Origin of the sequence: Richelia sinica FACHB-800 (assembly GCF_014698825.1) — a bacterium.
In the GTDB taxonomy this organism is placed as follows: domain Bacteria; phylum Cyanobacteriota; class Cyanobacteriia; order Cyanobacteriales; family Nostocaceae; genus FACHB-800.
Genome location: NZ_JACJTT010000065.1, coordinates 1 through 14,988 on the forward strand (window position 1 = coordinate 1; position 14,988 = coordinate 14,988).

At 35.9% G+C, this 14,988-nt stretch carries 13 protein-coding genes and 1 pseudogene; 6 read left to right on the forward strand and 8 right to left on the reverse strand.

Annotated elements, in window-relative coordinates:
• Positions 1 to 158: 158 nt before the first annotated feature.
• Complete coding sequence (locus H6G73_RS23560; protein ID WP_190608891.1) at positions 159 to 398, forward strand: 2Fe-2S iron-sulfur cluster-binding protein; 240 nt, start codon at positions 159 to 161, stop codon at positions 396 to 398.
• Between the two features lie 177 nt (positions 399 to 575).
• Here H6G73_RS23560 and H6G73_RS23565 read toward each other — a convergent pair whose 3' ends face one another.
• Positions 576 to 2,669 (reverse strand): lipoxygenase family protein, encoded by a 2,094-nt coding sequence (locus H6G73_RS23565; protein ID WP_190608893.1) that lies wholly within the window; start codon positions 2,667 to 2,669, stop codon positions 576 to 578.
• Positions 2,670 to 3,041: 372 nt separating this feature from the next.
• Between H6G73_RS23565 and H6G73_RS23570 the strand changes: the two genes are divergently transcribed.
• Positions 3,042 to 3,713: a rhomboid family intramembrane serine protease gene (locus H6G73_RS23570; protein WP_190608895.1), complete on the forward strand. Its 672-nt coding sequence runs from the start codon at positions 3,042 to 3,044 to the stop codon at positions 3,711 to 3,713.
• A gap of 74 nt (positions 3,714 to 3,787) precedes the next feature.
• Here H6G73_RS23570 and H6G73_RS23575 read toward each other — a convergent pair whose 3' ends face one another.
• From H6G73_RS23575 to sufR, 6 genes are all read right to left on the reverse strand, one after another.
• Entirely contained in the window at positions 3,788 to 4,048 is a 261-nt protein-coding gene (locus H6G73_RS23575) for a hypothetical protein (RefSeq protein WP_190608897.1), read from the reverse strand.
• A 53-nt stretch (positions 4,049 to 4,101) separates the two neighbouring features.
• On the reverse strand, positions 4,102 to 6,621 hold the full coding sequence (locus H6G73_RS23580) for a CHAT domain-containing protein (protein WP_242034296.1): 2,520 nt from the start codon (positions 6,619 to 6,621) through the stop codon (positions 4,102 to 4,104).
• A 20-nt stretch (positions 6,622 to 6,641) separates the two neighbouring features.
• Positions 6,642 to 7,088 (reverse strand): hypothetical protein, encoded by a 447-nt coding sequence (locus tag H6G73_RS23585; protein ID WP_206756245.1) that lies wholly within the window; start codon positions 7,086 to 7,088, stop codon positions 6,642 to 6,644.
• A 98-nt stretch (positions 7,089 to 7,186) separates the two neighbouring features.
• Complete coding sequence (locus H6G73_RS23590; RefSeq protein WP_190608900.1) at positions 7,187 to 7,654, reverse strand: hypothetical protein; 468 nt, start codon at positions 7,652 to 7,654, stop codon at positions 7,187 to 7,189.
• Between the two features lie 42 nt (positions 7,655 to 7,696).
• Positions 7,697 to 8,392 carry a hypothetical protein gene (locus H6G73_RS23595; RefSeq protein ID WP_190608902.1) on the reverse strand — a complete coding sequence of 232 codons (696 nt, stop codon included), beginning with the start codon at positions 8,390 to 8,392 and terminating at the stop codon, positions 7,697 to 7,699.
• Positions 8,393 to 8,634: 242 nt separating this feature from the next.
• Entirely contained in the window at positions 8,635 to 9,357 is a 723-nt protein-coding gene (gene sufR, locus H6G73_RS23600) for an iron-sulfur cluster biosynthesis transcriptional regulator SufR (protein ID WP_190608911.1), read from the reverse strand.
• A 246-nt stretch (positions 9,358 to 9,603) separates the two neighbouring features.
• On the opposite strand from sufR, the gene sufB reads away from it, so the two are divergent.
• From sufB to H6G73_RS23620, 4 genes are all read left to right on the forward strand, one after another.
• Complete coding sequence (sufB, locus tag H6G73_RS23605) at positions 9,604 to 11,043, forward strand: Fe-S cluster assembly protein SufB (protein WP_190608912.1); 1,440 nt, start codon at positions 9,604 to 9,606, stop codon at positions 11,041 to 11,043.
• 52 nt (positions 11,044 to 11,095) lie between these two features.
• Positions 11,096 to 11,881, forward strand: a complete 786-nt coding sequence (sufC, locus tag H6G73_RS23610) for a Fe-S cluster assembly ATPase SufC (RefSeq protein ID WP_190608904.1) — start codon at positions 11,096 to 11,098, stop codon at positions 11,879 to 11,881.
• Positions 11,881 to 13,197 (forward strand): Fe-S cluster assembly protein SufD, encoded by a 1,317-nt coding sequence (sufD, locus tag H6G73_RS23615; RefSeq protein WP_190608906.1) that lies wholly within the window; start codon positions 11,881 to 11,883, stop codon positions 13,195 to 13,197. Before sufC ends, sufD begins: the two co-directional genes overlap by 1 nt.
• Positions 13,198 to 13,384: 187 nt before the next feature.
• Positions 13,385 to 14,650 carry a cysteine desulfurase gene (locus H6G73_RS23620; protein WP_190608908.1) on the forward strand — a complete coding sequence of 422 codons (1,266 nt, stop codon included), beginning with the start codon at positions 13,385 to 13,387 and terminating at the stop codon, positions 14,648 to 14,650.
• A 147-nt stretch (positions 14,651 to 14,797) separates the two neighbouring features.
• On the opposite strand, the pseudogene H6G73_RS24645 reads toward H6G73_RS23620, so the two are convergent.
• Positions 14,798 to 14,988: pseudogene (locus tag H6G73_RS24645) on the reverse strand (hypothetical protein); the annotation flags it as partial.

Below are 14,988 nucleotides of genomic sequence, written 5' to 3' on the forward strand. Positions count from 1 at the left end.
AAAGGAATTTATAATCACAACTTAACTAATATATTTTAATTATTCGCCCAAAATTACCATATTTTGGGCTATTTTTATCTGATTTTTCTTAACATTCAACATTTCTGGGACAATATATATTTGATTTACAGTTAATTCTATCAATATTGAATTCTCATATGAATATTACCATTCGTTTTTTACCAGATGATGTGACCGTCGAAGCAGAAGTAGGGGAATCTTTACTGGATGTTGCTGATAGAGCCGGGGTATCAATTCCTACAGGTTGTTTGATGGGAAGTTGTCATGCTTGCACTGTGGAATTAGATGATGGGGAAGTCATCCGCGCTTGTTTAACCCCAGTTCCACCAGGAAAAGAAGAATTAACTATACATTTGTTTAGTGATCCAACTTGGTGATGGTTGGATGTTCTATGCTTTCATTCTCAAACTTTTCATGCGCGATAAAATTGTGGATAATTGTATACAACTTAAAAATTGTATACGACTTAAAAAATGATTGCGACAAATATAGACTGGGTTGAATTAAGTGAAATCCAACCTAATCATCTGTTTAATTACGTTGAATGCCTAATGCTAAATATTGATACTTTGAGGAATCTTGGAAGGTAATAAAGATCTATAAGGTATCATCCTTTCAGTATTTAAGCCATTAATTATCTTTTCAATTTCTTGCAGGTCTTTTTGGAAATCATCTAACGCAGCTTCTACTTGCTGATTTCCTCCAGTAATTGATTTAGAATATTCACCCAGTTTGGTGTAATAAACTGACCCAAGTAAATAAAGAATATTGATTTGTTCCTGTGCTTTTTCTAGTGATGGTAAACCATTGACAAAATCTTCTGATACTTGTGGATTTGTTGGTGTTGGAGTATAGCGAGCTAAAGGAAATGCTGGTGTATACATCATCAGTCCACGTTGAGCAAAATTCACAGCCGCATGTTGGGCACTAGCAGTAAAAATGATAGTAGAAATAGCTTTAACTAAATAATCTAGAGTCTTAATTCTGCCTTGACTATCCTCACCAAAATTCTGTAATCTGCCCCCTTTTGGACTAATTAATTTAGCAGACCAATTTTGCAAATCTTTATCACTGACAATAACAGCATCGCTGGTGTAATAAGCACTTAAATAGGCAAATACCCATTTGTAAATGGCATTCCAAATTAATGTACCATCATCTCGATAAGGATAAATTGGTAACTGCTTAGTATCAGTGACACCTCGACTATTTAAAGTATCAGGAAAGGCTATTTGATTAAAATTTAATAAATAACTTTGTGCCGCTTTAATAGCTAATTTTTGGTCAGATTCAATAGTCCCAACTAACAGAGAATCTACTGCACCTTTAGGAGCGATTAAAAATTTATGAGCGCCATAATTTATCAGTACAGTTCCCTCAAGATGGGGTTTGAGTAGATTTTTAACCACATGGTTATTAGGTAAATGATTAGTAGCTACAATAAATGGCTCAATTACTAAATGTGTCCGTCCTAAATGGCTCACCAATTCATGATAGTTGCTATCTGCCATTTGTAAAACATTTTTAGCAGTCATCCACGTTCCTGTCTCCAGAGGAGTAAATACAGACTGCTGACAACTAATTGCTATTGGCACTAAATTGAACGATGAACTATGAGCAGGAGGTACAGCAAATAATCCTATGGGTGCAGCAGCATATTTTTGGGCTTTTGGATAACTACCATTTTCTAAAATTTTTAATAAATCATAATCTGACAAATAAAGTCTACCTTCTGCAATTGCTGCTGCTAGAGAATCGGGAACACCCATTATTGCGTTGGCAATTGCTTGGTATTTTTCACTATCAATTTGTAACCGTAAATCTAATTCCTTGATTTGATTTAGCATCACTGGATTTGACCCAGCTACTTGCATATAGGCAAAAACTAGATCCTCTTGGAAGTTATTGGCAATTTTTGGCTTGGGTATGACTTTAAACTGTTGGTCATAACCTGCTAATGGATGATTATTATTTTGATGTTTGTTTACAGCATCTTGATTATTTACCTGAATATTTTCTTCGGCTAGCTGCAATAATTTTGCATTATATTTAATGATTTCTCTAAAAGATTTTTTGGTAACAGATTTAGTAGATTTAGATGTTATTTGTTTATTGTTTTTCTTGATAATTTTAGTAAAGGCACGGTCAATTTTCCGGTCTTTTTTATCTTCGTAACTTGATTCTACACTTTTTTGTTGAATAGAATCATTAATTTGCTCATCAATGTGCAGATTTTCATCTATTTCCTGGAGGATGGCAAGTAAGTTAGTAATATTGCTATTTAAATCATCCTCTACATCCTCTTGTCCTCCCATACTCCTGAGATTCTGGTCAATTGCTCTTAATGGGATGAGTTTATCTTTAAATAAAGATGTATCATTTTCCTCTGTATTAGTTACAATATTACTTTTGGCATTATTATTTAGATTAAGAATAGTCAGAACAGTTAATAATAAACCCAACCATTGAGCGTTGGGTAATTCATCTTTAGGCAAAAGAGGAAAATTGATGATTGGTATTTCTGGAATATCGGTGACAGCCAAAGGCTCAAGATATGTATAATTATATTCATATCTATTAAACTGTGTAGGAATAAAGCAATTAAATAATTGATATATAAATACGAGTGTATTTTTCAGAGTAAGCATATATTTTTTACCTTAATTTTCACTAAAATTTTATGTTTATACCCGGAAAAACTTATTCAAATTTTAATTGAATAATGAAAGACAGTTTTTACAAACTTGTCTTCTATTTAACATATTTACTTTTAATTAGTATTTAATTTATGATGTTTTAATAATTACATTGTTTTTTGATAAGTATTTTTGCAATTTATTGCAAATAGCAGTAAAACAGCAAAATTGCTTTGTGTTTATACCAAAGTTCTATGAATCTGCTCACATTCTCTCTATTTATTAAAACTATGACAATGAAAAACATAAGTGTCACTACGGCTACTTTTTAACTGTCCCTCAATCACGCTATATTGCAATTAATGATAATTAGGAAAAGCATCTGTGTTTCCCCTTTATGACGACAACCCAACTCGGATTACCCCATTTTTTACCTATGGGTTAATTGGGATGAATGTTTTGGTCTTTCTCCATGAAGTGAGTTTGTCTAGTGACCAATTACAGCAGTTTTTTCAGTTGTATGCTGTCATACCAGAAGAATTAACCACTAATTTAACCGGAGAATGGACAACCTTATTTACTTCGCAGTTTTTACACGGCGGTTGGTGGCATTTAATATCAAATATGGTCTATCTTTGGGTTTTTGGCAATAATGTTGAAGACCGTTTAGGACATGTAAAATATTTGATTTTCTATTTAACCTGTGGTGCTTTAGCTGCTGGTTGTCAATGGTTTATTAGTATGTATTCTCCTATTCCTTCCTTGGGAGCTAGTGGAGCAATTTCTGGGGTTTTAGGTGCTTATCTCATTTGGTTTCCCCAAGCAAGAATTACAACTTTATTGTTCTTAGGATTTTTCATTACTACTATTAATGTACCAGCATTAGTAATTATTGGTATCTTCTTTATCCAAAATATTGTTGCTGGTTTTGCTAGTCTACAAGCAGCCGCGAGAATGAGTGTAGAAACAGGTGGAGTTGCTTACTGGGCGCACATTGGCGGTTTTGTTTTTGGGATGATTCTAGCACCAATATTTAATGTGGGAAATCGAGAATAATTGTGGCAAGATGATGTGATTTTAGCAACCTAATTATGAGGTTGCTATCTCCCACTGTTTATAGTGAATATTCTCTACCATTTCAAAAATGCTTCCTCAACACCTTCTTCCCGTCTCAGTTTCGCGTCTTTTTCAAACCAAGCGATAATTTGTTTTGTTGTTAGTTCTTCAATGGGAATTTTATATTCTTGGGCGATGTGTTGCAAAATTCTCAGAGATGAAATGGTTAATCTAGTTAAAAACTTTTCTGGTGAAGATAATAATGCTGCATCTACTTGTGTAGACTCGTCTAGAGTTAAAAATTGGGTTGATGATTGATTAGGTGCAATATCCATAAATATCAAAAGTCTGTTTAATTTCCAAGTTGCCCTTATACTATTAAATCATATTATTGTAACCCTTGAGCAATAAACGCAGACCAATAGCGGGGATGTGCAAAGGGAAATTCTGAATCAGAGGTTTGAACTCTGTGTTTTAGTAGTTTATTGATTTTGGTATGAATACTATATTGATGTTTCCACTGTGAATATTCACCTGAATTACGAGTATATTTTTTTCTATCTCCTATAAGTTCTTTTTCCTTTGATTCTATTTCCTTGGATATTTCTTCTAAATCCGCTTTTCTTAATTCCCGCAATTTAATTTGTGCTTCTTTTAGTGCTTCTGGACGATTTTTATCTTTTTGTCTTTGTTGATAGTAAAAGATAGAAAATAGCGCAGTAGCTAAATCATCAACCTTCCATAAAGAACTAATTACACTTATCGCACCAGCACATAAAAAACCAGTGGAAAGTGTGAGTAAATTATCAGTTATACTTGGTTTACCTAAATTTGTTTCGCAACAAGAAAGAAACACATCTACAAGATTAGGTAAACGCCAACCAGGAGACATTAATTGACCTAATGTAATACTAGCATCACCTAGTTTTAACTGAGATTCCAAAGGATTATATAAACAAGATTCAGCATGGTGGCAACAGTGGATAATTTGTACCTGTTCAGCTAATTGTCGGAAATTATTAACAGTAGCTTGACTACTACCTATTAATCTTTTTTCTGATGGAATATTATACATTTGGGCGATTTGTTCACCTTCCCATCTAGCACAATGTAGATCATCTGTTGCATCTTCTACAGTTCCATATTTTAGAGACGTTTCCTGAAACGTCTCTACATTTAGGCGTTTATTGTTATAGTTTTGATGACAAAAATCTAAAATTTGACAACTGGGAGTATAACGAATCAAAAATCTATCTACTAAATATTCTTGATATTCTCCTGTAGGTAAAGCAGCAAAAGGTATTTGATGTAATAACAAATGAGGTTCTATAATTAATTTATCTATTTCTTGAAGATATTGATGGATTATTTTTGATAATTGTAATCTCTCAGCAAGTTCATGGAGAAAATGTTCCATGTCATTTTCCCATTTTTGATAATTATGGATATAATTTGATAACCAATTTTGTGCAATCCAGTTTTGTAATCTTTCTAAACCTTCATCTATACAGGTATGAAGATAAATTGAGTTTTGGGTAATGATAAAAATATGGGTATCAGAGTTGGTAGTGTAGAAACTGATAATAGCTGTTTTAGGATGATCAATTAATTGCTGAATTTCTGACAAAATCAGAGGTTGAACTTGAATTTCACCGGCTAAAATGGGGTCTTCTTTTCTGAGTTGTTCCCAAATTTCTTGTTTTAAAGTTTCTAATAATGCTATTTTTTCGTTGTATACTTGCCAAATAGCGCGGGTTTCACTACGGTTATTTTCTGATTTATAATTTTGGCATTCTATGTCAATTTGTTGTTGTAACTCTTCGTATTTTTGTAGTAATTCTTGAACTTTTGGCGGTATATTCCCACTTTGGGAGAGGTGAGAACTTGCCATTAAGTCTACTAGAAGTTTGGAACGAGAGCGTTCCGAGTATTCAAATGCTTTATCTATTTGTTTAGTATTAATGTAGGCTTGTATAATGTTTTGGTAAATATCTATTGAGTCTGCTAAAATTTCTTGACGACGTGATTCTGATTTTATCCAACTGCGGCTAGTTTCTAGTGCTTCAATAGCCGTAGCATACCCGAAAATAGCTTGCTGCCACATTTTATTATTAAAAGCTATTTTACCTAAATTTTTTCCTGATTTTAAGGAAAATCTAGGTACAATAATAGGGTTAAAATCTTTAAGTGATGCTTGTAAATAAGTAATTGATTTCTCGATTTCTCCTTGATAATTATATGCAATTCCTAGCAGATATTGTAAATTAGCCCAATTCTTAGGAAAATCTGTGTGAGTGTAAACTTTTAAGGCAAGTGTACAAGCATTAATAGCTGATTCCTGATTTTTTGATAAATTATTTATATCCCTAATTAGATATGAATTAGCTAAATTATGTTGAACATTAGCCCATTGGTCTGGAAAATCTTCATATTTATATACTTTAAGTGCTAATTTTAGTTTGATTATTGATTGTTGGATATTATCAAATATATTACCATCTGTTAATTTTAGATAAGCAAGTCCAAGATTATTGTGTAATCTAGCCCATCTCTCAGGAAATTCATGATAAGTATAAACTTCTAAAGCAGCTTTATATGATGCAATTGCTTCTTGATATAAACAACTTTCACTATAAGCTAATCCCAAATTAATTTGAACATCTGCCCAATCTGATGGACAAATATCACGTGCATGAACTTTCAAAGCAGATTTACAATGTAAAATTGCTTTGTCTATATTCTCTTCTCTGTCTCCTTTAATTCTACAAATATATGTAGCTCCTAAATTAGATTGAGCATCAGCCCAATTTTGTGGGAAATCTTTTAAACTATAAACTTCCAAAGAACTTGTATAAAAATGAATTGCTTGTTCCAAATTTTCTGACAGATCACCTTTAATCCTTTTCAAATATACAGATCCCAAATTTGCTATAGTTTGCGCCCATTGCTCTGGATATTTTTCTTTTTTCTAACTGTTATAGCATCTCTAAAAGCTACAATTGCTACTTCTAAATTATCTGATTTTATCCCTTTAATTCTATCAGTATATGCAACACCTAAATTATTCTGTAAACTAGCCCATTCTTCCAAGAAAGACTGTTGTTTTGAAATCACAGCAGCAATTTTATAATCTATAATAGCAATTTCAATATTATTAGCTATGTTTCCTAACGGAAAATGCTGAATTAGAATACTAAAAGAGTTAAGAGTTACCGCTATAACTCGTGCTTCTATTGGTGTTGCTCTAGATAATTTATTCATAACCCAATTATAGAGTTTTTCAGGTAGAGAATCATCATCTAGAATTTGTATATTTTCTTGCAAAATATTTCGAGTTAATTGCAAGTTATGGTTACTATTCTCAAATTGCTGCAAAATCTGTAAAAGAGTGACTAAATTCTTAATTCTTATGATATTTATTCATTCAATTGAAATTGAAATAGTGCGATATTGTCAATTAAAAACTTTTAAAATTACCCCAAAATCTCCGTCAACCTCTCTATTAAGTCTTCCGCTAACTCTAACAACTCAACCTCATCAAAATCACTATTACCAGAAGCACGACTACTTCCAGAAACCACAATATCACCAACTAAAAAATCCTTCGCTGCAAAAATCCGATCCTCTTCCTTTAACTGACTCAAACAATATTCTAAACCAGCAATAATTTCATCAAGAGACTTATCCTGTAAACGATTTCTCACTTTCACAGCAACCACATCATCACTTTCTAAAAAAGTAGTAATTTTCTCAATATAACCGGGTTCATCGTCATCATTACCCCAAGTTTCCAACCAATCACCATCAACATCATCACAGTACAAATAGGCAGCATCTAACCCATACTTCATAATATCATCTTGTAATTGCTGTGCGGCTTCTACAGCTTTTAAAAAACTGTCTAACCTTTGTTGACGGTCAGATGATTTTTCAGCTACCATAATTACCTCTTGTTAATATATATCAAGTTCAAAAATATAAAGCTATAAAATCAACCGATGATAACTACCTGAATTTAGATGATTACTATTATCTAATGCTGTTTTCACTATCTGATTAACAAAGTCCTGGTGTTTAGGGTTGTAACTTAAAAATAACCCTCTTTCTATTTGCCAAAAAATTAAAGTATCTTGCCAATGAGTAAATTTATCAGGTAAAAATTCTTCGGCTAGGCTAGTAACTTGTACACAAAGGGGTTTATTTTGACTACCACTAACAATTATATCAGTTGCCATTGACAAGTCAGCAATATATCTTTTGACAACAGTACCATCATCTTGCTTAATCATTTTAGAGATAGAATCTATTAGTGGTGCATCTTCCTGATTAAAATTTCCCGCCATTAATTCTCTTCTCCACATATAAAATTTTTTGTCTTCTTGATTCAACCACCTCGGAAATAAATCACCATACCAATACTTTAGAGTCGGTGATAGCGTATCTAAAGCAGATTGTTTTTCTATATCAGAAGGTAAAGATTGAAATTTTATCCAAGCATCTGCATCTGTGAGAATTTCGAGGAGAAACAAAATAACAAAACGTTTAGATATTAATTTTCCAGGTTTCAAGTCTTTAATCCAATTATGAATCTGGTTTAACCTAATTGCTAACCTGGGGTCTATAGTTGATGTTGCCTCAATTAGTAATTTGAGTTGTTCCTTAATCTCTTGTGGATTCAAAAATATACACCTGAAAAATACTAAAAATTTATTTTATGATTATATCAATGTAAATTAGTTTAAAGATAGTAATCCAAAATTCAAAAATTTACCTCTTTTTAATTCCTAACTCGTAGGGATTTAGGACTGCTAAAACCTGATAAATTAGTTGTCATATCATCAATTTTCATCCAAATCCAAAACAAAGATAGCCGACTTGCTGATCTGCGGTTATCTGCGTTCAATTATTTCTACCCAACCACCTACCTTTTCTGCACTAAATACCCACAACGATGTTCTCCATTGATTAACCAGTGGGTACGCTCTACTGTACAATCGGGCAGAATGGCTGCAAACATTTCCAGTTCATGACCACAAACGCTGGGGAAAGATTCAGCGACGTTGGAAATAGCGCAGGTATGTTCTATAAATAAGAATCTATCACCACCAGCAGCATCTGACTCGACTGGGTGATATTCTGCCATAAACCCTTCTGCTTGTCGCAGTTCTACTAAAGTGGCCACCCGTTCTTGCAAGGAACCATGACCTAAAAGTTCTCGATATTCTTGGGCTTTGCGTTCCCATTGTTTTCTTAAAATCGATTTTACCTGGTCACGTCCGACGGTTTCTGCCAGGGTGTCTAGGAGGGAAACGGCAAATTCGCCATAACTATCACTATATTTATCATTTTCGGTGCGTTTTAGGCGATCGCCTTCTGTGCGTCTGAGACGTTCACTCACTACCTTTTGTAACTGTTCCCGTCCCCTCTGACTTAACTGATAAATGTGCTGGGGACGGCCCATACCGCCTTGTTCAGGTATAAAATATACTACTAATTCTTCAGCCTCCAAATCCTTCAGATGACGACGAATGGCTTGGGGACTGACTTCTAAAACTTCTGCTAGCTCAAGAGCCGTTGCTTGGGAGTGTTTCAACAGATACTCTAGAATATCTTGTTTAGTGGAGGACTGCTGGGTGGTCGTCATCATTCTCTACGAGACGCTTCGCGAACGTCCAAAAAATTTTTTGGGAAAATTTGACTTTAACAACATTGTTGTTGTTAATCTATCGTAAAATGAAAATAGATTAAACAACAGAGATGTTGTTTTAGTCTGCCACTCTATTGTAACAGCCCTGTTACCACTCGGTGACACAAAACGGGAATTAGCTCAATGCAACCCGTCGCCCATCCTGAAAGAGAAGCAAATTCCGAACACGAGAGAACACTAACGATGAGCGCTTCTGTCAAAACCTTAGTCAACCAACCTTACAAGTACGGCTTCGTTACAGACATTGAAGCCGACACTATTCCGCGTGGACTAAACGAAGACATTATTCGTCTGATTTCCGCCAAAAAGGAAGAACCGGAATTCATGCTCGAATTTCGTCTCCGTGCCTATCGTCAATGGCTAAAAATGACAGAGCCAACCTGGCCCCATGTCACCTATCCGCCAATTAATTATCAGGATATCATTTATTATTCTGCTCCTAAGCAAAAGAAAGAAAAGCTCAACAGTTTAGAGGAAGTAGACCCCACCCTCATCGAAACCTTTGAAAAGTTGGGTATTCCTCTATCTGAGCAAAAGCGTCTAGCTAATGTGGCTGTGGATGCCATTTTTGATAGCGTATCTGTTGCCACTACTTTTAAAGAAAAACTCGCCAAAGATGGCGTTATCTTTTGTTCTATTTCTGAAGCCTTGCGGGAACATCCAGAGTTAGTGAAAAAATATCTGGGTAGTGTAGTTCCTATTGCTGATAATTATTTTGCGGCCTTAAATTCCGCTGTATTTAGCGATGGTTCCTTTGTTTACATCCCCAAAGGTGTGAAATGTCCTATGGAATTGTCCACCTATTTCCGCATCAACTCTGGTGATACAGGACAATTTGAACGGACTCTAATAGTTGCGGAAGAAGGCAGCTATGTTTCCTATCTAGAAGGTTGTACTGCACCCATGTATGACAGCAACCAGTTACACGCTGCGGTAGTGGAATTGGTGGCTTTGGATAATGCAGAAATTAAATATTCAACTGTGCAGAACTGGTACGCTGGTGATGCTAATGGTAAAGGTGGAATTTACAACTTTGTAACCAAGCGCGGTTTGTGTCAAGGTGTGAATTCTAAGATTTCCTGGACTCAAGTGGAAACTGGTTCAGCTATTACTTGGAAGTATCCTAGCTGTGTGTTAGTTGGTGATAATTCTGTGGGTGAGTTCTACTCTGTTGCATTAACAAATAATATGCAGCAAGCTGATACTGGCACTAAGATGATTCATATTGGTAAAAACACTCGCAGTACAATTATTTCTAAAGGTATTTCTGCTGGGAAATCAAGCAATAGTTACCGGGGTTTGGTGAAGATTAATCCCTCTGCTAAGGGTGCTAGAAATTATTCTCAATGTGATTCGATGTTGATTGGAGATAATGCTCAAGCTAATACTTTTCCTTATATTCAAGTTCAGAATAATACGGGGAAGGTTGAGCATGAGGCTTCTACTTCTAAGATTGGGGAAGACCAGTTATTTTTCTTTGCTCAACGGGGTATTTCTGCGGAAGATGCTATTTCGATGATGATTAGCGGTTTCTGTAAGGATGTTTTTAATCAGCTTCCTATGGAGTTTGCGGTTGAGGCTGATAAGTTGTTGAGTCTGAAGTTGGAAGGTAGTGTGGGTTAAGAGAAAGCTCACGCAGAGGCGCAGAGACACAGAGAAAGAGAGAAGAGAGAACATGATTATTGAGAATAGTGATTTGATTTTGTCGGTTAAGGATTTACAGGCTGAGGTTGATGGAACTCCTATTTTGAAGGGGTTGAATTTGGAGGTGCGTGCTGGTGAAATTCACGCCATAATGGGGCCTAATGGTTCTGGTAAGAGTACGTTTTCTAAGGTGTTGGCAGGACATCCTGCTTATACTGTGACTGGTGGTGAGGTGATTTTCCAAGGTGAAAGTCTGTTGGAAAAGGAAGCTGAGGAAAGGGCTAGAAGTGGTGTGTTTTTGGCTTTCCAATATCCTTTGGAAATTCCCGGTGTAAGTAATTTGGATTTTTTACGGGTTGCTTACAATTCTCGGAGAAAGGCTCAAGGTTTGGAGGAGTTAGACGCTTTTGATTTTGATGATTTGGTTGAAGAAAAGTTGGATGTTGTGAAGATGAATCCGGCTTTTCTTAACCGTAGTGTGAATGAAGGTTTTTCTGGTGGTGAAAAGAAGCGGAATGAAATTCTGCAAATGGCTTTGTTAGAGCCAAAGTTGGCAATTTTAGATGAAACAGATTCGGGTTTAGATATTGATGCTCTGAAAATTGTGGCTAATGGGGTGAATCAATTAACTAGTCCTGAAAATGCCACAATTATGATTACTCACTATCAGCGTCTTCTAGATTATATAGTGCCTGATTTTGTACATGTGATGGCACAAGGACGCATTATTAAGAGTGGTGGTAAGGAATTGGCTTTAGAATTAGAATCTCGCGGTTATGATTGGGTTCTGGAAGAAGCTTTAGGAGTAGGTGTGTAATGTCTATTGAAGTTTCTCCTAGTTCTATTCCTAATACTTTATTAGATAGAGATGCTTATTTAACTGACTTATTAAGTCGGGTAACTGCATCTGTAAAAGATGGTTGGTTACAAGACCTACGCAACAATGCTGCTAAGTGGGTACATCATTCTGTAATTCCCACCACCCGCGAGGAAGAATGGCGATTTACTGATTTATCTGCTCTCAAACAGGTAGAATTTAATTTAGCGGGGTTTGCTGAAACTTCTGTTGAAAGTTTGGTTTTACCTGAAGTTTCTCAGCGGTTGGTTTTTGTAAATGGTATTTACGCACCAACTTTATCCAGTGTTACAGATTTACCTGCTGGGTTAGTCGCTGGTAATCTAGATGTTTTACCTGATGAGATTGTTAGTAAATATTTAGGACAATCTGAGGGAACAAGGGAAGTTTTTACCGCTCTAAATACTGCTGGTTTAAATGATGTGGCAGTGGTATGGGTTAGTAAAAATGTAGTGGTTGAAAATCCAATTCATCTACTATTTATTTCTGTTTCTGGTGAAACTCCAACTATTGCCCAACCACGTTGTTTAGTGGTAGCTGAAAGTAACTCTCAGGTAACTTTAATTGAAGAGTATCTTCCATCTCCACAAGATGAGGGAGTTTATTTTACCAATAGTGTGACGGAAATCTGGGTGAATGAAAATGCTCAGGTTAACCACAATAGAATTGTGATGGAAGGTGATGCAGCTTTCCATATTGGTAAAACTGCGGTAACTCAGGGACGATATAGTCGTTATAGTTGTAATGCTATTACTGTTGGCGGTAAGCTGTCACGCCATAATTTAGAAATTTTGCAAGCTGGTGAGCAAACAGAAACCACACTGAATGGTTTAACTGTAATTAGTGATCGTCAATTAGCTGATACTCACAGTGCGATCGCTCTCAATCATCCTCACGGTGTCAGTAAGCAACTCCATAAATGTATTATAGGCGATCGCGCTCACGGCGTGTTCAACGGTAAAATTTTCGTTCCCAAACCCGCACAGTTAACCGACGCATCCCAGTTAAACCGGAATTTATTGTTATCTCCCAAAGCGCGGGTAGATACCAAACCCCAATTGGAAATCACTGCTGATAACGTTAAATGCGCTCACGGTGCTACAGTCAGTCAGTTAGAAGATGATGAAATCTTCTATCTGCAAAGTCGGGGTATTAACGAAAATGACGCACGCAAGTTATTAGTTAATGCTTTTGCAGCAGAAATTATTAACTTAATACCCGCTACTTCCTTGCGAGAAAAACTGTTAAAAACAGTCGTCACCCTCACAAACAAATAATCAAAAAACCCCACCTTCAAACAGTGGGGAACAACCACCAAAAAAAACTCAAAAACCTCTTACCTTTGTGGTTTATTATTCTTAACTTCTACATATTTTGTAAATTCTAGTTTTATTCTGTTCGCACAGCGTGGCAAAGCCATACTCCTGTAACTCCTGAACTTCTGAACTTCTGAACTTCTTAAATATGACCTTCACCTCTACCAAAACTCTAGCTGATAAAGTCCGTCAAGACTTTCCCATTCTCCACCAAGAAATACACGGTAAACCCTTGGTGTATCTCGATAACGCTGCTACTTCTCAAAAGCCATTAGCTGTATTAAACGCTTGGCGCGATTATTACGATCAATATAATTCTAATGTCCATCGTGGCGCACATTTTTTAAGTGCAAAAGCTACCGATGCTTATGAAGCAGCAAGGGATAAAATAACTAAATTTATTAATGCCAAATCACGCCAAGAAATTGTTTACACACGCAACGCCAGCGAAGCAATTAACTTGGTAGCTTATAGCTGGGGAATGAACAACTTACAGCCTGGAGATGAAATTATTCTCTCGGTGATGGAACACCATAGTAACATTGTTCCCTGGCAATTTGTTGCTCAAAAAACAGGTGCTATCTTAAAATTTGTCGAACTGACACCAGAAGAAACTTTTGATTTGGAACAGTTTAAACAACTGATTTCCGACAAAACAAAAATGGTGTCTATAGTTCATGTTTCCAACACCTTGGGTTGTATTAACCCAGTGAAGGAAATCGCGGAAATTGCTCACAGATACGGTGCGAAATTCTTAATGGATGCTTGCCAAAGTGTCCCTCATATGCCTATTGATGTCCAAGCCATTGATTGTGATTGGTTGGTAGCTTCTGGACATAAAATGTGCGCTCCTACTGGCATTGGCTTTTTGTATGGCAAGTTGGAATTACTAGAAGCAATGCCACCCTTTTTCGGTGGTGGTGAGATGATTGCTGAGGTATATCTCGACCATTCCACCTATGCCGAATTACCCCATAAATTTGAAGCAGGTACACCGGCAATTGGGGAAGCGATCGCACTTGGTGCAGCGATCGATTATCTTACCAATATAGGTATGGATAAAATCCATGCTTATGAAGCTGAATTAACAGCTTATCTATTCGAGCAATTAGGACAAATACCCCAAATCAGAATCTACGGGCCAAAACCCGATGCTCATGGCGAAGGTAGAGCCGCATTAGCAGCATTTACAGCCGAAGGTGTCCATGCTAATGATTTAGCAACATTGTTAGACCAAGAAGGTGTAGCTATCCGTTCTGGACACCATTGTACACAACCATTACACCGTCATTTAGGTTTAGCAGGAACCGCACGAGCTAGTTTATCTTTTTACAACACTCGTGAGGAAATAGATGTTTTCATCAAGGCTTTGAAGGACACGCTGGACTTTTTTGCTAGTGTATTTGCTGAATAAATCGAGGGTGGGTCATTCCCACCTTTTTTAAAGTATGGTTTAATTACACAACAATTCATCAATTTTCTTTAAGGGCAATAATTCTCGTATTTTAAAAATCTTCCCTACTACTTTTATCTTTCACTGAAATAAAATCTGCTGCCAAACTTAAAATCCAAAAGCTAAAGCATCCAGCATATATTTACCTTTCTCACAACCAACTTCTAGATAAACTTCTAATAACTCCTTATACTTATATCTTGCACCGGGAAATATGAATGTTAATTCCTTGACTAAGTAAGAAAGAACGCCTTCGCTCAAGATGAAGTAAAAAGGAAAACAAAAGGAATTGTGGAAAG